This window comes from Marinobacter shunpengi (genome assembly GCF_045449715.1).
In the GTDB taxonomy this organism is placed as follows: Bacteria; Pseudomonadota; Gammaproteobacteria; order Pseudomonadales; family Oleiphilaceae; genus Marinobacter.
The window spans coordinates 23989-44454 of sequence record NZ_JBJJLA010000022.1 but is presented as its reverse complement, the minus strand read 5'-3'; the positions used below and the strand labels follow the sequence as shown (position 1 = coordinate 44454).

At 63.4% G+C, this 20466-nt stretch carries 16 protein-coding genes; 4 read left to right on the top strand and 12 right to left on the bottom strand.

What is annotated here, in order from left to right; translation table 11 throughout:
- The 5 genes from nirB to ACJO3T_RS15830 form a co-directional block, all read right to left on the bottom strand.
- Positions 1-2508: a nitrite reductase large subunit NirB gene (nirB, locus tag ACJO3T_RS15850; protein WP_406979095.1), complete on the bottom strand. Its 2508-nt coding sequence runs from the start codon at positions 2506-2508 to the stop codon at positions 1-3.
- A 36-nt stretch (positions 2509-2544) separates the two neighbouring features.
- Positions 2545-3768 carry an NAD(P)/FAD-dependent oxidoreductase gene (locus tag ACJO3T_RS15845; RefSeq protein WP_406979093.1) on the bottom strand — a complete coding sequence of 408 codons (1224 nt, stop codon included), beginning with the start codon at positions 3766-3768 and terminating at the stop codon, positions 2545-2547.
- Positions 3769-4100: 332 nt separating this feature from the next.
- Positions 4101-4937, bottom strand: a complete 837-nt coding sequence (locus ACJO3T_RS15840; RefSeq protein ID WP_406962814.1) for an ABC transporter ATP-binding protein — start codon at positions 4935-4937, stop codon at positions 4101-4103.
- Between the two features lie 192 nt (positions 4938-5129).
- Positions 5130-6125: an ABC transporter permease gene (locus tag ACJO3T_RS15835; protein WP_406962819.1), complete on the bottom strand. Its 996-nt coding sequence runs from the start codon at positions 6123-6125 to the stop codon at positions 5130-5132.
- Between the two features lie 29 nt (positions 6126-6154).
- Positions 6155-7510: a CmpA/NrtA family ABC transporter substrate-binding protein gene (locus tag ACJO3T_RS15830; RefSeq protein ID WP_406962821.1), complete on the bottom strand. Its 1356-nt coding sequence runs from the start codon at positions 7508-7510 to the stop codon at positions 6155-6157.
- A 634-nt stretch (positions 7511-8144) separates the two neighbouring features.
- Here ACJO3T_RS15830 and ACJO3T_RS15825 point away from each other — a divergent pair.
- Positions 8145-10838, top strand: coding sequence for a nitrate reductase (locus tag ACJO3T_RS15825; protein ID WP_406979092.1), 2694 nt, complete (start codon positions 8145-8147; stop codon positions 10836-10838).
- Positions 10839-10842: 4 nt separating this feature from the next.
- Here ACJO3T_RS15825 and ACJO3T_RS15820 read toward each other — a convergent pair whose 3' ends face one another.
- From ACJO3T_RS15820 to ACJO3T_RS15800, 5 genes are read right to left on the bottom strand one after another with little or no spacing between them, the layout of a single operon-like run.
- Positions 10843-11541, bottom strand: coding sequence for a hypothetical protein (locus ACJO3T_RS15820; protein WP_406979091.1), 699 nt, complete (start codon positions 11539-11541; stop codon positions 10843-10845).
- 23 nt (positions 11542-11564) lie between these two features.
- Positions 11565-12383: an energy transducer TonB gene (locus ACJO3T_RS15815; RefSeq protein WP_406962827.1), complete on the bottom strand. Its 819-nt coding sequence runs from the start codon at positions 12381-12383 to the stop codon at positions 11565-11567.
- Entirely contained in the window at positions 12380-12793 is a 414-nt protein-coding gene (locus tag ACJO3T_RS15810; RefSeq protein WP_406962829.1) for an ExbD/TolR family protein, read from the bottom strand. Before ACJO3T_RS15810 ends, ACJO3T_RS15815 begins: the two co-directional genes overlap by 4 nt.
- Complete coding sequence (locus ACJO3T_RS15805) at positions 12790-13167, bottom strand: ExbD/TolR family protein (protein WP_406979090.1); 378 nt, start codon at positions 13165-13167, stop codon at positions 12790-12792. The genes ACJO3T_RS15810 and ACJO3T_RS15805 overlap by 4 nt, the downstream gene beginning before the upstream one ends.
- A 19-nt stretch (positions 13168-13186) precedes the next feature.
- Entirely contained in the window at positions 13187-13948 is a 762-nt protein-coding gene (locus ACJO3T_RS15800) for a MotA/TolQ/ExbB proton channel family protein (RefSeq protein WP_406979088.1), read from the bottom strand.
- 198 nt (positions 13949-14146) lie between these two features.
- Between ACJO3T_RS15800 and ACJO3T_RS15795 the strand changes: the two genes are divergently transcribed.
- A complete protein-coding gene (locus ACJO3T_RS15795) occupies positions 14147-16111 on the top strand; it encodes a sensor domain-containing diguanylate cyclase (RefSeq protein ID WP_406979087.1) in 1965 nt (654 codons plus the stop codon).
- 13 nt (positions 16112-16124) lie between these two features.
- Here the strand turns inward: ACJO3T_RS15795 and ACJO3T_RS15790 are convergent, their stop codons facing one another.
- Positions 16125-16832, bottom strand: a complete 708-nt coding sequence (locus ACJO3T_RS15790; RefSeq protein WP_406962881.1) for a TSUP family transporter — start codon at positions 16830-16832, stop codon at positions 16125-16127.
- 69 nt (positions 16833-16901) lie between these two features.
- The gene (locus tag ACJO3T_RS15785) at positions 16902-18023 is read right to left on the bottom strand and encodes a lytic transglycosylase domain-containing protein (protein ID WP_406962837.1); all 1122 of its coding nucleotides are present in this window, start codon (positions 18021-18023) and stop codon (positions 16902-16904) included.
- Positions 18024-18156: 133 nt separating this feature from the next.
- Here ACJO3T_RS15785 and ACJO3T_RS15780 point away from each other — a divergent pair, with 133 nt between their 5' ends.
- Positions 18157-19653: an amidase gene (locus ACJO3T_RS15780; RefSeq protein ID WP_406979085.1), complete on the top strand. Its 1497-nt coding sequence runs from the start codon at positions 18157-18159 to the stop codon at positions 19651-19653.
- Positions 19654-19861: 208 nt separating this feature from the next.
- The gene (locus tag ACJO3T_RS15775) at positions 19862-20449 is read left to right on the top strand and encodes a hypothetical protein (protein ID WP_406962841.1); all 588 of its coding nucleotides are present in this window, start codon (positions 19862-19864) and stop codon (positions 20447-20449) included.
- Positions 20450-20466: the final 17 nt, after the last annotated feature.

The following is a 20466-nucleotide window of genomic DNA, read 5'->3' as shown; positions in this document are numbered from 1 at the left end:
TCAGGCCGGCTCCAGCAACGGACGGCGCTGCTCCCGCTCGGTGGTCCACTGTTGCACCGGGTCCTTCTTTTCGGGCGCGTTAACGAACTCGCGGAAGCGCTTACGCTTCTCCGGATCCTCGACGGCGGTCTTCCACTCGCACTGGTAGGTGCCGACCAGGTCCGCCATGTGCTGTTCCAGTTCCTCACCGATGCCCAGGCTGTCTTCCAGTACCACCTTCTGCAGGTATTCCAGGCCGTCCTCCATGTTCTCCATCCACACGCTGGTGCGTTGCAGGCGGTCGGCGGTACGGACGTAGAACATCAGCACCCGGTCAATGGCCCGGATCAGTTCCTCGTCACTGAGGTCGGTGGCGAACAAATCCGCGTGGCGGGGGCGCATGCCGCCGTTGCCGCAGACGTACAGGTTCCAGCCGTTCTCGGTGGCGATCACGCCAATGTCCTTGCTCTGGGCCTCGGCGCACTCGCGGGTACAGCCGGACACCGCCATCTTGATCTTGTGTGGGGAGCGCAGGCCCTTGTAGCGGTTCTCCAGGAAGATCGCCATGCCCACGCTGTCCTGCACCCCGTAACGGCACCAGGTGCTGCCAACGCAGGACTTCACCGTGCGCAGGGACTTGCCGTAGGCGTGGCCGGTCTCGAAGCCGGCGGCGATCAGTTTTTCCCAGATCTCCGGCAGTTCGCTCAGGGTGGCGCCGAACAGGTCCACCCGCTGGCCGCCGGTGATCTTGGTGTACAGGTTGTAGTCCCTGGCCACCTCACCCAGCACGATCAGCTTCTCCGGGGTGATCTCGCCTCCGGGCACCCGGGGCACGATGGAGTAGGTGCCGTTCTTCTGCATGTTGGCCATAAAGGTGTCGTTGGTGTCCTGCAGGGGCACATGGTCCGTGGCCAGGATATGGTCGTTCCAGCAGGTGGCCAGGATGGAGGCCACCGCCGGCTTGCAGATATCGCAGCCATGGCCGCGACCATGCTGTTCGATCAGCGTGCGGAAGGTGCGGATACCGTTCACCTTGACGATGTTGAACAGGTCCTGACGACTGTAGGGGAAGTGCTCGCAGATGTCCTTGCTGACTTCCACGCCACGTTTCTCCAGTTCACTGTCCACCACATTCTTGAGCAGGGCGGCACAGCCACCACAGCCGGTGCTGGCCCTGGTGTCCGCTTTCACGGCACCCAGGTCGGTAGCACCAGCGTCGATGGAGCAGCAGATATCACCTTTGGTAACGTTGTGACAGGAACAGATGGAGGCTGTTTCCGGCAGGGCATCCGGCCCAAGGGCCGGGGCGCCGCCCTGGCTCTCAGGCAGGATCAGGGATTCCGGATTGTCCGGCAGGTCGATGCCGTTGAGGGCGTATTGCAGCAGGGTATCGTAGTGGCTGTTGTCGCCCACCAGAATGGCACCCAGCACTTTCTTGCCGTCCTCACTGACCACCATACGGCGGTAGTGTCCCGCTTTCTCGTCATTGAAGCGGATGTTGCGAGCACCAGGAGTCCTGGCGTGTGCATCACCGATGGAGCCCACGTCCACGCCCAGCAGCTTGAGCTTGGTGCTCATGTCGGCGCCGGTGAAGGCGGCCTCGCTGTCGTTGTTCAGGGCTGCTGCCAGAGTACGGGCCATGGTGTAGCCCGGTGCTACCAGGCCGAAGATCTGCTGGTTCCACAGGGCGCACTCACCAATGGCGTGGATATGCGGGTCGGAGGTGGTGCACTGGTTGTTGATCACGATGCCGCCACGTTCACCGATCTCCAGGTCGCAGGACCGGGCCAGGGCATCCTGGGGGCGGATGCCGGCGGAGAACACGATCAGGTCCGTTTCCAGGAAGGACTCGTCGCTGAAGTTCATGCGCAGGCGGCAGTCTTCGCCGTCGACAATGCCGGTGGTGGCCTTTTCGGTGTGTACCTGAACGCCCAGCTCCTCGATCTTGTGGCGCAGCACGGCACCGCCGTCCTCATCCAGCTGCACCGGCATCAGGCGCGGGGCGAATTCCACCACATGGGCACTCAGGCCCAGGCTCTTGAGGGCATTGGCGGCTTCCAGGCCCAGCAGGCCACCGCCCACCACCACGCCGGTTTTCGCACCGGCGGCACAGGCACGGATGGCGTCCAGATCGTCCAGGGTGCGGTAGACAAAGCAGTTGTCATTGTCCTTGCCATCAATGGGCGGCACGAACGGATAGGAGCCGGTAGCCAGCACCAGCTCGTCGTAGGCGTAGCTGCCCTTGGGCGTGGTGACGGTACGGGCCTGTCGGTCGATGCCGGTGACCTGCTCGTGCAGGTGCAGGTCGATGTCGTTGTCCGCATACCAGTCGGCGGTGCCCATGGCCAGGTCGGCGTGGGTGGAGCCGCCGAAGTATTCGGACAGGTGGACGCGATCGTAGGCGAGCTGCTTTTCCTCGCCGAAGACGATGACGTTGTACTCGTCCGCCGCCGGGGTCGCCATGAACTGCTCCAGGAAGTGGTGGCCCACCATGCCGTTGCCGATGACGATCAGGGTCTTGTTACTCATGGTCTGTTTCCTCTCTCAAATCTTTTAATCCGGTAATCAGGCTGCCTGTTCGCAGTAATCGGGGCCGAAGGCGAGGGTGGCCCGCCAGGGCGTCATATCGCGGCCCTGCTGGATCTGCTCCGCGTACCAGGGGCCATCGGTGGTGTCGCCGAAAAGCACCGTGCCCACCAGGCGGCCGTCCTTCAGCAGCAGGCGGCAGTAGCGATCCTGTTCGTAGTCCTGCCAGACGATGGACTCGGTCTGGCCGTTGTCGTCGTCGGTCTGACCGCAGGAGAAAATGGGGATGCCGCTGATCTTCAGTCGGGTGGGCTGGCTGGCGGTATGGAAAGCCTGCCCGGTGGCCGGGTCCCCGAGCACGTCCGCCAGTACCTGGGCCTGCTGGTAACCCGGGTCGACCAGGCCGAAGGTCTGGCCGTCGATCTCGCAGCACTCGCCCAGGGCGAAGATGGCCGGGTCGCTGGTGCGCAGTTGCCGGTCCACCTGGACACCCCGGCCGCAATCCAGCCCGGCGGAACGGGCCAGCTCGGCGTTGGGGGTGATGCCGGCGGCGGTAATCACCAGGTCGGTGCTGATCAGGGTGTCGTCGTCCAGTTGCACGGCACGCACACAGCGTTTGCCCAGCAGCGTGGTCGGAGAACGGCCGGTACGGATGGTCAGGCCCCGCTCCTCCAGGCCGTCGGCCAGCAACTGACTGCCGGTGGTATCCAACTGACGGTTCAGCAGGTAGGGGTTGCGGTGCAACACGGTTACCGCCATGCCCCGGCAGCGCAGGCCTTCGGCGGCCTCCAGGCCCAGGAAACCGCCGCCGATCACCACGGCTCGACCATGGCGCTGGCTGAGTTCGATCAGCCGGCGGGTATCCCGCAGGTCCCGGAACGTCAGCACGCCCTCCAGGTCCTCGCCGTCAATGCCGAGGGGCGCCGGACGGGCGCCGGTGGCCAGTACCAGGGCGTCGTAGTGGAAACGATGGCCGTTGGCGGTCTCCACCTGCTGGTTGTCACGGTCAATGCTGACCACCGGGTCGCCATAATGGCGCTCGATGCCCGCCTCCTCGAACCAGTTGTCTTCCTTGAGCCGGATCTGCTCCATGGTGGCCTCACCAGCCAGCACGGATGACAGCAGTACGCGGTTATAGGCCGGATCCGGTTCCGCACCCAGTACCACGATCCGGCTGAACGGATGGCCACCATCGTGCAACCGTTCCAGCAGCCGCTGGGCGACCATGCCGTGTCCGCAGATGACCAGTGTGTTCGAGTCCATGTGGCTGCTCCTGTCTGTCCGGGTTGGCATCGGCGGGACGAAAAAAAGCCGGAGCATCATGCCTCCCGAAGGAGAACGATGGTCCGGCGCCAATGCCAACAACGATGTTCTGTGAAGTCCTTAGGCCCGATGGCCCCGTGACTTCCTGATGGTCCAGCCAATCCATGGCCGGGACGATCATCCGTACGTTAGATAAAGCGAGTACCGTGCCAGCATGGAATAATCCATGAAATTCATGTGGATAAGGTATTTTCGGGGTTATCGGTCCGGAGTGGGAATGCCCTGTAAGCGTTCACCACCCCGGATTTCTGCACCGACATTGCACACAATGCTCAGGCGATGGCCTGAAGATCGCGCCGCTCGTCGTCGGTGACTTCGCCGTCCTGGCCGTCATCCTTCTGCTGCGGTTCCTCCTGACCGGGGAAACGCTGCTTCTCATAGAGGAACGACAGCACCGCCTGCCGGTAATGCACATAGTCGGGATCATCCGCCAGGGTCACCCGATCCCGCGGCCGCGGCAGGTCAATGGCCAGGTCCTCGCCCACCGTGGCGGCGGGGCCATTGGTCATCATGATGATGCGATCCGACAGCAGCACGGCCTCATCCACATCGTGGGTAATCATGATCACCGTGTTGTTCAGATCCTTCTGGATCTCCATCAACGAATCCTGCAGGTGCGCCCGTGTCAGCGCATCCAGCGCCCCGAACGGCTCGTCCATCAACAGCACGCTGGGTTTCATGGCCAGGGCCCGGGCAATGCCCACCCGCTGAGCCATCCCGCCGGAAATCTCCCCGGGGCGCTTGTCGATGGCATGGTCCATATGCACCAGCGCCAGGTTATGGAGAATCCACTCCTTGCGTTCCTTCTTGCTCATGGACTTGCGGAACACCTGCTGCACCGCCAGCTCCACGTTCTCGTACACCGTCAGCCAGGGCATCAGCGAGTGATTCTGGAACACCACCGCCCGCTCCGGCCCTGGTGTGTTCACCTCCTGCCCGTCCAGCACACAACCACCCTGGCTGGCCTTCAGCAGCCCGGCGACGATGTTCAGCACGGTGGACTTGCCGCAGCCGGAGTGGCCGATCAGGGAGACAAACTCCCCCTTTTTGATCTTCAGGTTCAGATTGTCCAGGGCAATAAAGGGCCCAGACGGGGTATCGAAAGCCATCTGGACGCCGGTCAGTTCAAGATGTGATTTACTCATGGTTGTTCTCCCCATAGTTGGAGGAGCAGTGGGTGGGGGAGCCGGTTGCCGGACCGTCGAAAAGAGGGACCTTTTCGACGAGCCTACATGGACGTATTAACGGTGTGTCCGGCAACCTGCTCCCCCACTCACTGCGGCGTGCTCCATAACAAAAAACTATTCGTTCCAGGCCACCTTGCGCTGAATCAGCAACATCCCCCGATCCAGCAGAAACCCAATAAACCCGATGGCCAGCACCGCCACCATGATCCGACTAAGGGACTCGCTGCTGCCATTCTGGAACTCATCCCAGACGAACTTGCCGAGCCCCGGATTCTGCGCCAGCATCTCCGCCGCAATCAGCACCATCCAGGCAATGCCCAACGACACCCGCAGACCGGTAAAAATCATCGGAATCGAAGACGGCAGCACCACCTTGCGCACATGGGTCCAGAACGACAGGCGCAAAACCTTGGATACATTCACCAGGTCCGGATTCACCGCTGCCACCCCGAAACTGGTATTGATCAGCGTCGGCCACAGACTGCACAGGGTTACCGTGAACATCGAGGTCAGGAAGGCCTTCTCGAACATCGGATCGTCACTGACATAGGTGGCCGATACCACCATGGTCACCAGCGGTAGCCAGGCCAGTGGCGACACCGGCTTGAACACCTGGATCAGCGGATTGATGGCCGCATTCACATGGCGGTTCAGCCCGATCACAATGCCCAGGGGCACCGCAATGACCGTGGCCAGGGCAAACCCCGCCAGCACCGTCACCAGACTGGTACCGATCTGATCGATAAAGGTGGGAGCGCCGGGATAGTCGCGAATCTTCACCACCGCATCCGGATTGTCCGCCAGGATGCGTTCGTTACGCTGCTCCTGCATGGTGATGAACTTGTCCGCCCGGGCTCGCTGGTCCTGGTGCTCCTGCCAGAGGGCGCCGGCCTGCTCCGTCACATCCGCCGGCCCCGGGAAAGCGCCCAGGGACGTCTGAACCTGTGGAGCGGCCAGGTGCCAGAACCCGAGGAATAGCAGAATGCCCAGCAGCGGCAACAGCAGTTGCTGCGCTTTCGATGCCAGTTGGCGCGGGTTGAAAAGCTCCGCCAGGGCGGCCAGCCATCGGCTGCCCCCCGTGGATGGACTGGTTTGGCTCAGGGTGCTCATAGCCGTTCTCCCTCATTGTCGTTCCGGCGTCAGGGCGTGTCGTCGCCCTTCAGGCCGATCTCGAAACTGTCGATGTAAGCGTTGGGCTCACGGGGGGTGAAGGCGACACCGTCGATCAGTTCACCCTGGTGAGGCCGCTCGAAGTTCTCCGCCTCCAGGTCCGGGAAGTCATCCGCAGAAAGCATGCCGTCCTCAATCAGCGAACGGGCGGCCTCTGCATAGATGTCGGCCCGATAGACTTCCTTCGCGGTCTTCATATACCAGTCATCCGGCTTGGCCTCGGGAATCTGCCCCCAGCGGCGCATCTGGGTCAGGTACCAGATGGCGTCCGACGGATAGGGATAGGTGGCGTAGTAGCGGAAGAACACGTTGAAGTCCGGTACTTTCCGTACGTCGCCTTTTTCGTACTCGAAGGTGCCGGTCATGGAGTTGGCGATGACGTCCTCATCCGCACCCACGTACTGGGAGCGGGCCAGGATCTCCACCGCCTCATCCCGGTTGGCGTTGTCGTTCTCATCCAGCCAGTGGGCAGCACGGATCAGCGCCCGCAGCAGACGCAGGTGAGTATTCGGATTCTCCTCGGCCCACTGTTCGGTGACACCGAAGACTTTCTCCGGATTGTTGGGCCAGATCTCGTAGTCGGTGATCACCGGCACGCCGATGCCCTTGAACACCGCCTGCTGGTTCCAGGGTTCGCCCACGCAGTACCCCTGGATAGTGCCGGCCTCGAGAGTGGAGGGCATTTGCGGCGGCGGGGTCACGGACAGGTGCACGTCTGCCTCCAGGGTGCCACTGGTGTCACCCCGTTGCGGGGCATAGAAACCGGGATTCAGGCCGCCTGCCGCCAGCCAGTAACGCAGTTCATAGTTGTGGGTGGACACCGGGAACACCATGCCCATGCGGAAGCGCTCGCCGTTGTCCCGGTACTGCTCAACCACGGGCAACAGGGTGCTGGCGCTGATGGGATGTTGCGGATTGCCATTGGCATTGTCGGGGATCTGCGGCTGCATCATCTCCCAGACATCGTTGGAAACGGTGATACCGTTGCCGTTCAGATCCATACTGAACGCGGTAATAATGTCGGCCTGGGTGCCGTAGCCGATGCTGGCGCCCAGCGGCTGGCCCGCCAGCATGTGAGCGCCGTCCAGCTCACCAGTGATGACTCCGTCCAGCAGCACCTTCCAGTTGGCCTGGGCCTCCAGCTCCACGAACAGCCCTTCGTCCATGAAGAAGCCCTGCTCCCAGGCCACTGCCAGGGGGGCCATATCCGTCAGCTTGATGAAGCCCAGTTTCAGGTCCGGCTTTTCCGCCGGGCCGATTTCGGCGTGGGCGGTGCCCGTCAGTCCGAGGACCAGGGACGCTGCCAGTATCAGATTCCGTTTCATTATTGCTTCCCCCAAACGTCTTTCACTCGATTCTTCGCCCAAAAAAAAGCGCCTGTCCCCCGGTTTCCAGGGAGACAGACGCCAATGTCTGCAGATCAGTCAGAATGTCAGTGGGATCCCCGGGACATGCGCGGGGACTCCCGGAACAGGCCACGCCATTGGGCCTGCTCTTGCCCAGGACATTGCAGAACCTGTGCCAGTTCTGAATTCCCTTGTAAAACAGAGCCGTGCAAATTTCCGGCAGTTTTCTGGCGGGATCATCGCGGGGATCGGCGGTGCATTTTCGAGCGCTACGCACCAGTCATGTGCGGCAAGTGGCGAGGATCGGGCCGGGGTCGGGCCTTACGCCCTTCCTTATAGGGTGGATCGACTTCCGTAATGACCTGATGCCACGGGCATTTACCGATATGGGCCTTCCGGAAGAGTGCTCAAAGCGGGCTGTGGAACCATTCTTGCTTGATATTGAGGGCAAGCAATTTGATGTTCCGCCAGTGATACCAAGCTCGGGCGGGATGAGAGCGGGCAACGAAGCCCGACGGAGCTGTTCCCGGAGTCAGACCAGACTCCCTGAGGGTACAGGGCCGTCGGGCTTTTTTTGTCCGGCCACTGGACACAGGGAATTTGCGGAGCGACCGTGAGCAACCAGAACCTCCAACAACCGCGTCGGACCACCTGCCCATACTGTGGTGTGGGTTGCGGCGTGCTGGCCACACCCCATTCCGACGACCAGGCGGCAGGCGGACCCCCGGTGGCGGGTGATACCTCGCACCCGGCGAACTACGGCCGGCTTTGCGTCAAGGGCTCCAGCCTGCACGAAACCACCGGCAGCCAGGGACAGACCCTCTACCCCCGGGTCCTGGGCAGTCGGGTCACCTGGGACCGGGCGCTGGACGAGGTTGCCGGCGCCATTCGCGCGGCGGTAGAAAACCACGGTCCGGAATCGGTGGCCTTCTACCTGTCCGGCCAGTTGCTGACCGAGGACTACTACGCCGCCAACAAGCTGGCCAAGGGCTTTATCGGTACCCCCCACGTGGACACCAATTCCCGACTGTGCATGTCCTCGGCGGTAGCCGCTCACAAGCGGGCCTTTGGTGAGGATGTGGTGCCGGGCTGCTACGAGGACTTGGAACTGGCGGACCTGCTGGTACTTACCGGCAGCAACGCCGCCTGGAACCATCCGGTGCTCTACCAGCGCATGAAGGCTGCGGACCGTCCGGGGCGGCGGGTGGTGGTCATCGACCCCAGGCGCACCGCCACCGCCGAGCTGGCAGACCTGCACCTGGCCCTGAAACCGGGTACTGATACCGTGCTTTTCAACGGCCTGCTGGTGTGGCTGGCGGATACCGGGGGACTGGACAGCCATTACATCGGACAGCACTGCAATGGTTTTGACGAGGCCCTGGCGGCGGCGCGGGCCAGCGCCTTCGCGCCCCAGCAGGTGGCGGAGATCTGTGACCTGCCGGAACAGGACGTGGTGACCTTCTACCGCTGGTTTGCCGATACCGAGCGTACCGTGACTGCCTTCTCCCAGGGCGTTAACCAGAGCTCGGCGGGTACCGACAAGGGCAACGGGATCATCAACTGCCACCTGGCCACCGGGCGCATCGGTCGCTCCGGTGCCAGCCCCTTCTCCCTGACCGGCCAGCCCAATGCCATGGGCGGACGTGAGGTAGGCGGGCTGGCCAATACCCTGGCAGCGCATATGGAATACGATACCCCCGGTGCCCGGGAGCGGATCGGTCGGTTCTGGGGTTCCGACCGGATTCCCGAGGCTCCGGGACACAAGGCCGTGGAGCTGTTTGACGCGGTGCACCGTGGTGAGATCAAGGTACTCTGGGTGATGGGTACCAACCCGGCGGTGAGCCTGCCGGATTCCCCCCGGATCCGCGAGGCCATGAAACACTGCCCGGTGGTGATCGTCTCAGACTGTATTGCCCGGACTGATACCACCGAGCTGGCGGATGTGCTGTTGCCGGCGGAAGGTTGGGGCGAGAAGGATGGCACCGTCACCAATTCGGAACGGCGTGTGTCGCGCCAGCGCCGGTTCCTGCCCGCTGCCGGCGAGGCCCGCCCCGACTGGCGCATACTGGCGGAGGTGGGGCAGCGCCTGGGTTACCGGGATGCCTTCCGCTGGACCAACGCGGCGGACGTGTTTCGGGAGCATGCCCGGTTATCGGCGCTGGACAATCAGGGCGAGCGCCAGTTCAACCTGTCGGCCCTGGCCGACCTCACCGATGAGGGGTATGAGGAACTGGCCCCCATCCAATGGCCGGTCACCGAGGCCAATCCGACCGGGCGCCCCCGGCTGTTCACCGACGGTCGTTTCAGCACCACTGATGGCCGCGCCCGTTTCGTGCCGGTGCAGCCGAGACTGCCGGACGCCAGGCCGGAGCGGGTCCGGGAAATGATCATCAATACCGGTCGCATCCGCGACCAATGGCACACCATGACCCGCACGGCCCGCTCCCCGCGCCTGGTGCAGCACCGTTCCGAGCCCTTTATCGACCTGCATCCGGATGACCTGGATCGCCTGGGACTGAGTGCGGGCGGACTGGCACGCCTGGCCAGCCGTGATGGTAGTGGCGACTTCCTGGGGCGGGTGCGGGCCGAACCGGGCCAGCGCCCCGGTGAAGTGTTCGTGCCTATCCACTGGAACAACCAGTTTAGCCAAAGCGCCCTGGCCAGCTCGCTGATTGCCCCGGTCACCGATCCGGTCTCCGGGCAGCCGGAATCCAAGTATGGCGTGGTGTCGGTCAGGCCGGTACAGGCCACCTGGCACGGTCGCCTGCTTCGGCCCCGTAATGCTCCCGGCGGCTGGCAGGCGGACTACTGGACCCGGGTGCCCATGGAACATTGCGACGCCTGGTGGGTGGCCGGCTGTGAACCCGTGGCCTGGCAACGTCAGGTAACCCGATGGCTTGGTGGCGTGCCCGACCTGGTACTGGAGGACAGCGCCTCCGGCGTCTATCGGGCGGCCAGGCTGGTGGACGGACGTCTCCAGGGCGTGCTTGTGGTGGCCCGTGACGCCAACGACCTGCCGGATGTGGGCTGGCTGTCGTCGCTGTTCGATAGCCGCACCCTGAGCCGCCAGGAACGGCGGGGGCTGCTGTCCGCCCGGGATGTGGAGGTGGCCGATGTCGGGCCGCTGGTATGTAGCTGTTTCGGGGTGGGTGAGCGACAGATCGAGGCGGCGATCCGGGACGGGGCCGCCGACGTGGAAGCCCTAGGCCGGCAACTGAAGTGCGGCACCAACTGTGGCTCCTGTATACCGGAACTCAAGGCGTGCCTGGCCGCCGGTGCGCCGGAACCCGCCGGGGCGGCGTCCTGACGCTTTACTCCATCGTCTCCAGCATGACAAAGGGCACCCGGAACCTCAGGCCCCTGGAGGCGCCGGTGCCTTCCACCGTGCAGGTCTTGCGGTTGACCCGAAGGATCCGCCCCTCCCGGGCTGAACGACCCTCCCCGAAGCGCACCGGGTCTCCCGGCTGCCACTGCGATGCCTGGGTTTGCTGGCAGGGCATGACCATGGGGCCGTCATCCAGGGCCAGGCCCTGGCGTTGGGCCAGGTCGGCCAGGCGTTCGCGGGTCCGGGTTGCCAGGCCATCCTCGTTGAGCTGATCCAGTAAACGATAGAAATCCTGGTTGTGGACCGAGCCGTGGTACCGCTTGCCGGCGTGCTGCTGTAACAGGTGGGCAAACTCGTGGGTACAGGTATGGGCCAGCAGGTTCAGCACCGATACTTCACCACCGAAATAGCCCCGGCTGCGGATCTCGCGGGTGGAGAGCCAGCTGGCGGCGGTTTCCGGCGCCTGCTTGGCCATGACCATGCCTACACCATAGGTAATCAGGTGGTGCTGGTTGCGGTGATCGTAGCGGTGATAGGTGGCGCGACCGCTGCCGGTGCGGCACTCCAGGTGGCTGCGCGGGCGGGTCTGGCGCAACCGGTCACGGTAGCTGGACCAGAGGATGTCGCGGGTGGTGGTGCACATCAGCCGGGCAATGGCCCGGCCGGTTATGGGATCAAGCGTCATGGGGGATGAAATCGCGTTACGGATTAACGCAACTTGTACCCTACCGGGAGGGTGTAGGTAAAGCTCTTGCCGACCATGGAATCGGGCACTTCCGGTAACGGGCTGGCGTCCCGCAGTAGCTGGATGGCGGCCTGATCCAGCAGCCGGTGAGACGATGAGTCCCGCAGGCGGGCTTCCAGCAGCTTGCCGTTGCGGTCAAACTCGAACTCCACCACCGGGGTGCCCTCCTGGCCCAGACGTCGGGCCCGACGGGGATACTCCCGGTACCGGGACAGATGCCGGCTCAGGTCGCTCAGGTACTGATCCACGGACTCGTCGTCGCCAGCCACCAGTTCCACCTGCTCCTGCTGGGTTGCCAGATCGGCTCCGGCGTCAGGGGCTGGTGTGTTAACCGCGGCTTCCGCTTCGACCGTAGCGGTGACGGTGCTATCGGAAACCTCCGTTTCCCTGGGCTCCTCCGGTTGCGGTTGGGGTTCGGGGGGAGGCTCCGGCTTTGGTTCAGGTTGAGGCTTCGGTTCCGGCTCAGGTTCGGGCTCCGGTTCCGGTTCGGGCTCAGGTTCGGGTTCGGGCTCAGGTTCGGGTTCGGGCTCAGGTTCGGGTTCCGGCTCCGGTTGGGGGTCCGGCACGGGCTCGGGAACCGGAGCGGGCTGAGGGGGCTCCTCCACCGGCTCGGGTGCCGGGGTGCCCCCGGCAAGCGACACTTTCAGGGCCGGTGTGGTGACATCGGCATTGCCCCGGGTTTTCAGTTCCAGGGTGGGCACCGACGGCATGGCCAGCCACAGGGTGATGGCGGTGAGCACCAGTGCCGTGGCCAGGATCAGGGCGCGGGCGGTATGGTTCATTCCGCCGGCTCCGTCAGCAGGATCACTTCCTCATGGCCCTGCTCCTCCAGGGCGCGGAAGAGTTTCTCCAGTTCATCCATGGCTGTTTCGCCGGAGGCGCCGATACGCAGGGGGTCTTCGGTTTCGTCCGGTACCGGTAACACGCCGGCGAGTTGATCCAGGGTGACCGGTTCGTTGGCCACCAGGAACTGGCCTTTATCGTTGACCACCAGGTCCGCTTCAGGCTCTTCGCCGGCTTCCGATGAGGCCATTTCCGGCAGTTCCGGCAGGGAGGTATCCGTCAGTTGTCCCGCCACGATAAAGAACATCAGCAGCAGGAAAACCAGGTTGATCAACGGCAGCAGGCTGTCTTCCACCCTTTCCAGCAGCGACTTGCTGTCCTCGAAGGGTTCCGGGGTCAATGGCGTCATGGTTGCGGCGTTGTCTTGCTTTCGGGCGTTGAGCGTTTCCACTGGGCGTTGATGCCGGCGTTGTCCAGTGTGCTCAGGGTGAGGGTAAAGCGCTCCAGGGGAACATCACCGTCGGTGGCCAGCCTGACATCCCGCTGGCCGGTGCTGACCAGTTGCCGGCTGAGTTCGTCCACCTGCCAGTCCTGGTCCTGCCAGCGGATTTCACCACCGGCCAGCAGTTGCAGTTGCGGTAATGGCTCACCGTCGGCGCCCCGGCTGGTCGAGGTGTCGTTCTCCAGCTCCAGATAGCCGGTGGGCAACAGGTAGCTGGTCACCATGAAGAACACCAGCAGGATGAACACCACGTCGATCAGCGGCGTCATCCGTATGGGCATGGGGCGTGCGGGCCTGGGTTTAACCAGCGGCATGGGCAACCCGGGTCGGCTGGTAGGACTCCCGGGTTTCCTCCGGGGACCTGCCAGTCTGCCGTGAAGGTTCCTTGTCAGCCTGGTCCGGCACGGCCACGGTGGCTGCATTGAGGATATCCAGCAGGCGCTCATTCATATGACTGTTGAGCCGGCGCAGGCGGAACTCCGCCCAGGCGGCGATAGCAGCAAAGGGAATGGCAATGACCAGGCCGGCGGCGGTGGTGGTCAGGGCTTCGTAGATACCGCCACTGAGCTGGCTGGCACTGGCGCGGCCCTCGGTGGTTGCCATGGCGCTGAACGCCTCCATCATGCCCATGACCGTGCCCAGCAGGCCCAGCAGCGGGGCCAGGGCGGCAATCACTTCAATGATCTTGAGGGGGGCTTCAAACGGTTGCAGTGCTTTCTGGGCGCCCTGGGCGAGGTTTTCCCTCAGTGCGTCAGTGGGTTCGCCATTGCTGACACCCGCCATGGCCCGTTGTGTCAGCGAGACCATGGGATTGCAGCGGGCCAGGAATGAGCCGGACGGGCGGGGTGGTTGGCCGCCCCCGGCCTGCTTCCACTGTGCCACGTCCCGACGGACCCGGCCTCCGGAGCGTGGCGCGAACAGGGCACCGGTGAGGGTCAGGTAAAAGAACGTCAGCAGCCCCAGAACCGCCAGTGCGATCAGCACGTACATGACCGGGCCGCCCATGGCGACCAGGTTTTCCAGCGGGGACCCCAGGGCAGTCAGGTCTGGATGTTCAGGCATGGTCACTATCCTGATGGGAAGAAGATTGAACGCAAACGATAACAATTTTTATTGGTGGCATCCAGTGAAACCCGCTTTACCCGGCAGGCAGACCTGCGTTGCTCTGATAGACTGTTGATACCACGTCAGGATTTCACAGGGGTTATGTTCTACCGACGATGTTTATGACGCCGCCGATACCAACTGGGGAACGTTTCAATGCGGGCATGGTTTGATCGACTGGCCAACCGTGGCGTTGTCCTGTTCGTTGGCGCCATCGTACTGACGGTGGTGTTGGTCACGCTGTTCAATATGGTGATCAGCCGGGAAGAGCTCGAAAGGCAGGCCCGCAATCAGGTGGAAACGGTCGCCAGGATGGTGGCCTATGAGTTGGATCGCAAACTGATCGTGCGCTTCAATGTGCTTACCGAGGCGGCGGATACCATGAGCATGGACAGTGCCTCGTTCCGCAATTTTTCCTCATTGCTGATGGAGCGCCAGCAACCCCTGCGCCACCTGTTCCGGAACATATTCCTGGTGGATGAGGAAGGTGTCCTGCTGGAGGAATACCCGAACATGGTCGACCTGGTGGGCATGAACCTGTCCGATCGCGCCTATTTCCGGGATACCGTGGCCCAGTTGGCGCCGCAGATCTCCGAGCCCTTCACCTCCCACGCCACCGGGCACCCCAGCGTGGTGATGACCGCCCCGGTATTCGATCACAACAGGAGTTTTGTCGGCCTGTTTGCGGGGTTTATCGACCTGACATCCAGCAACTTTCTCAGTGAGGTCAGCAGGACTGCCATCGGCAACGATGGCTATATCATCGTGGCCAGCCGTTCCGGGTTGCTGCTCGCGCAGGAGGATAAGGTCAAGGGCATCCAGTCGGTTTCCATGGTAAACCAGGCTACCATGGGTGCCATGGACGGTTTCGAGGGGGTGGTCCATACCCGGAACCGGCACGGTAAGGAAGTGATGGTGGCGGTGCAGCAGCTCAACATGGCGCCCTGGTTCGTGGCGGTCACATGGCCGCTGGACGACGCCTATGCACCGGCCAACCGACTGCGGGAAGCCCTGGCACTGACGGCCGCCGTGGCGGTACTGATCCTGCTACCCCTGGCTGTCTGGCTGTTCCGGCGTTATCTCAACCCCCTGGGGGAAGTGGCGGACCAGATCCGCGACCGCCACCTGGGGTTGCGAGACAGTCCGGTTGACGCTGGTGGTTACCGGGAAATTCGTGATCTGGCAGAAGCCTTCAACCGGGTATTCTCCGACCGTACCGAAGTGGAAGCCCGTCTGCGGGCGGAGCGACAGCGGGCCGAGAGCATCCTGGGTGCCCTGTACGAAGGCATCATCATGACCGACACCCTCGGCAATATCCGCTACGCAAACCCGGCAACGGAAACCTTTATCGGTACTTCCGGACGTCTTGAGGGACAATCGCTTTTCCAACTGGTGTCCTTCGAGACCGAGCAGGAGGAGTGGAGCGCCGCCCACTTCCTGGCCAGTGACGAGATCCAGGGCATGGACGGTGTGCTGAGAAATAAACAGCAACAGGCGTTCGATGTGGAGGTCACTACGCTCCATGTCAGCCGTGGAGAGCCGGATGAGCGACTGGTGTTTGTCATCAGGGATGACAGCGAACGCCGCCGTCAGGAAAAGCAGCTCTCCTGGCAGGCCACCCATGACGGCCTGACCTCCCTGCTCAACCGCAGGGCTTTTGCAGCGGAACTGGTGAAATGGCTGGGGCAGGCCCCCAGCCTGCAGACACACTCTGTGGTGATGATGATCGACCTGGACCATTTCAAGCCAGTGAACGATCAGGGCGGGCATCTGCTCGGTGATGAGTTGCTACGCAGGCTTGCGGATATCCTTCGCCAGTCGGTTCGCCAGTCGGATGTGGTCGCGCGTCTTGGCGGTGATGAATTTGCCATTCTGCTGCCGGCCTGTGGTCTGGACCGGGCCAGGGCGTTGGCGGAACAGGTGCGGAGGGACATCGAAGCACTGCGGCTTTATCAGGACGGTAAGAGCTTCGGAGTCACCGCCAGTATTGGTCTCACCGAACTGACCGCCGGCGACAATGGTCCCAAGGAGTTGATGGCGAGGGCCGACGAGGGCGCCTATGCCGCCAAGGCCCAGGGGCGTAACCAGGTGGTGACGGTGTCCGCACCGAAGGATGACTGATCGGTTGACGGTTTCATCCTGCCCACTGTAGCCAGGCCAGCCACAGCAGGCGCATTGCCAGCAGTGTCAGCAGGATATTGAAGAACTGGCCGAAGGCCCGGTTGCCCAGCCGGTTCAGCAGCCGCAGTCCCAGCCAGGTGCCGGCAAAGCCGCAGGCGATCATTGCGGCGAGGAATCCGATCCAGTCCCGGAACACAAAGCCCGCGAACCCGAACACCACGGCCTTGGGCAGGTGCTGCAGGGTCATGGCGGTGGCAAACGTGGCCACGGTGGTGAAGCGTTCCGTGTGAATCTGCTTGATGAACGCCGCTACCAGCGGGCCGGTGGCCCCCACAAAAAGGGAGATGAAACTGGTCAGCGCCGAGGCCGCCAGGATCCCGCCCCGGCCCAGTGCCAGGGCAGGTAGTTTCGGACCCCAGCAAAGATAGAGCACAAACAGGGCGATGGTCACCTGCCAGGCCCAGGGAGGCAGTTGTACCAGCACCAGACTGCCCGCCACGGCGCCCAGGACCACGCCCGGCGCGAAAGCGGCGATCACCCGCCAGTCAATATGGCGCCAGGCCAGGGTCATGCGCCCGGCGTTGGAACCCAGCTGGATCATACCGTGCACCGGAATGACCGCCGCCGGCGGTATCCACATGGCCATCAGCGCCAGCAGCATGACACCGCCTCCGGCGCCCAGGGCCGCCGTCACCATGGAGGTGAACGCGGAGCAGGCCATCAGCAATATGGCAATATCGGGGCTCAGCCCCGGAGGCAGGAATGGCGGCAAGACATCCTCCGGACAGGGTCAGGGCGATTGGCAGAACGGGGTTTGGGCCAGGTCCGGTTCCTCGCAGATGGCCTGGGTCGCCAGTTCCACATCCGCCACATAATACAGGGATGCCAGACCCAGTCGATCCCGACCCAGGTTATGGAAGATCATGCCGAAGGCGATATCACCGGCGGTGAAGCGTTCGTGGTGCCCGGCGAAGTACCGGGCGGGGCCGTTCAGGTCGTCATCCTCCAGCAGCCGGAGGACGCGAGTGGCACCGCCGTGGTAGGCCTGGATCAGCAGCAGGGTGAACAGTCGCTGGCGCTTTGCCTGGGGCAGCTCCGCAAAGGCCGTGTTGATGGCCGGCTCCAGGATGCGGGCGTTCTGGCTCATCAGCTTCATGGCGCAGTCCAGTTGGGCCAGGCGGTGCCAGTGGTTACGGGGGGCCACGCCACAGTCCGACAATACCTGGGGTGTCAGTTGCATGATGCCCTTGGCGTCGGCGGCGGAATGGGCCCGGGTACGCCCACCACTTTCAATCATCATCATACCGGCCAGGTAGCGGGGCAGTTCGGGCGGCAGTGACTGTTGCTGCTGGCGGCTGCGGGTGCCATGGACATAAACCAGGGCGTCGTGGAGGGCGCCGGGGTTCTCCTGCGTGGCGAAATCCAGGTTATCCCACCGCCCCCAGAGCCTGGCATCGGTGTCTTTTCCCAGGTAGCGGTTGCGGGCCTCGTCCAGGCGGGCATGGGGCTGGTCGCAGGCCAGGGCGAAGGGGTAACCGGTGGTGGTGGCATCACCGGGGGTCCAGCCGGTGGCGCGACCTTGCCGCGCCAGCTTCTCCCGTTGCTCATTCAGGCGTTTCTGGGTTTCCGCACGGGTTGCACCATCGCTGGTATAGCCAATGAACCGCCCCCGGTGATCAAACAGCAGGTGCCGCTCCTGGTTGGTGCAGTAGCCGGACTCCTCCAGTACCCAGCGGCGGATGTCGAGGATATTGCTGTAGACTCCCTGGCTGTCCCAGTAAGGCGTATCGCGGATGATGGCCTGCCAGTCTTCCACCGGGGCGGTGGTGCCATAGGATGTTATGGGCAGGACATACAGGATCATCAGCCCCACAACCATGGAAAAGCGGCTCTGTCGGTAAGGGTGATGCATAAATGGGCCTTACGTTATCCAGCGGTGTGCTTGGTTTATCGGCGTATCGCATAACTACTGATAAACTCATTGACGTAGTGCGCAAGGTATACCCTAACGGTTTTTCAAATCCCAATAACAACGGATTAACTCCATGACACCTTCCGAATACCTGCAGTACGATGCCACCGGCCTGGCGGACCTGGTGCGACGGGGAGAACTAAAGCGGTCCGAGGTGATAGAGGCGGCAGTTTCCCGTGCGGAGGAACAGAATCCTGGCCTCAATGCCATCTGTCTGCCCCAGTACGAGGAAGCCCGACAGCAGCCTGAAGCCGAGGGGGTGTTCGGGGGTGTCCCGATGTTACTCAAGGACCTGGGCCAGGAGCAGGCCGGGCAGCCCTGTACCATGGGCAGCCGGGGTCTTCGTCGCCGGGTGATGGCGGAGGATTCGGACTATGTGATCCGGGCCCGGGAGGCGGGGCTGGTCTTCCTTGGCCGCACCGCCACCCCGGAATTCGGTCTCAAGGCCATTACCGAATCGGAACTGTGGGGGCCAAGCAGGAACCCCTGGAGCCGTGACCACACCCCCGGGGGTTCCAGTGGTGGTTCCGGGGCGGCCGTGGCCGCGGGTATCGTGCCGGTAGCCGGCGCCAATGACGGTGGCGGTTCCATCCGTATTCCCGCCGCCTACAACGGTCTGGTGGGGTTGAAGCCGTCCCGGGGGCGGGTGTCCTGGGGGCCCCACACCGGGGAAAGCTGGCTGGGGGCGGCGGACAACCACGTGCTGACCCGTACCGTCCGGGACTGTGCCGGCACGCTGGACGTGCTGGCTGGCCCTGCCGTTGGCGATCCGTTCCGCATCGAGGCGTCTGGACGGCCATGGAGCGAGTTGGCCAGTGAGCCGCCGGGCAAGCTTCGTATCGGTCTGTTTACCCGTTCCCCGTACGGGGATGACGTGCATCCGGACTGCGTGGCGGCGGTGGAGGAATCCGCACGCCTGCTGGAGTCGTTGGGTCACGAGGTGGAAGAAGCCAGCCCTGATATCGATGGTCAGGCCCTGGCCCGTTGTTATCTGGGTATCTATTTTGGTGAGGTGCCGGCATTCATCGATATGGCGCTGACAGAGGGGGCCTCGAAGGACGACTTCGAGCTGGACAGCCGCGTACTGGCCATGCTCGGTCGCAGTTTCCCGCTGCCGGAATATGTGCGCATGCGTCAGCAGTGGAACGATTTTGCCCGTGCCCTGGGTGATTATTTCAGCCGGTACGATCTCTATCTGTGCCCGACCACGGCCCAGCCGCCGGCCCGGATTGGTGAGTTGGACCTGCCGCCGGCCATGAAGGTCATGTCGAAGCTGCTGGTGAAGGCCCATGCCGGAAAGCTGCTCCATCGCACCGGCATGATCGACCAGCTCGCCATGGAGAGCCTGGCGCGAACGCCGTTCACGCAACTGGCAAATCTCACCGGGACGCCGGCCATGTCCCTGCCCCTGGGGTGGGACCCGAAAGGTATGCCGGTGGGCGTCCAGTTCGGGGCGCCCCACGGGGCAGAGGGCCGCCTGCTGCAACTGGCGGCACAGCTCGAGGAGGCGGCGCCGTGGTATGGCCGTTACGAGCAGCTATGGCAAACCGCCCCTGAAAAGGAAAGGTAACGGTCGGACTTGTGATCCGCTCCCGCAAACTCCACGTTTATTTTTGAGGCCGGAACAGGCTATGCTGTGAATGAGTACTCCGGGCACGGAAGGCTTTGCAGGGCTGGTCCGGAGGCTCCCCAACGGGTGACGGCTGCGACTGCCCCGTTCTCCGGGGCCGGTTTCCGGACCGGTTCCCCTTTCTGATGGCATCGAGGAGGCGAGTACCATGAACCAACCGATGGCAATCGAAGAACTGGTGTCTGTAGCACAGGCGGAAGCCATGGGCGAGCTGGATGCGCCGATTATGGCCATAGTCCTTTCCAGCGAGCAGAGCTACGACCTTCCCATCAACTCCCTTGAAACCGATGCCGACAAGGCCCGGTGGGCCTTGATCCTGCGCGCTGCCCGTGAACACGTTGAAGCAGACGCGGTGGCATTGCTGTACCCGGCCTGGACCACAATCCGTCAGCGCAATCCCGAGACGGAAGTGCGCAAGGAGCAGGAGGATGGCCCCGAACCCATCGATACCCTGTTTGTTCAGCTACACACCCGCGACCGGATCTACTGGCGTGGATTCGAGCAGATCCGCGATCCCCGTCACCAGCGGATCGTGGGCTTTCGCACCATTGGAGCCCTGTCCAACGAGTATGAGCGTGAGGAGGCGCCCTCGGTGACCTCCTGGCTCAACACCCTGTTCGAGCCGCTGCCCGAAGAGGGGGAGGAGACCGACGTGGACCGGGAACTGGCGGACCTGCTGGAGGAGCCGGAGGTGAGCGCCGCGCTCTACCCGCGGCAGATGCGGGCGTTGCACTGAATCGGAAGGCTGCTCCC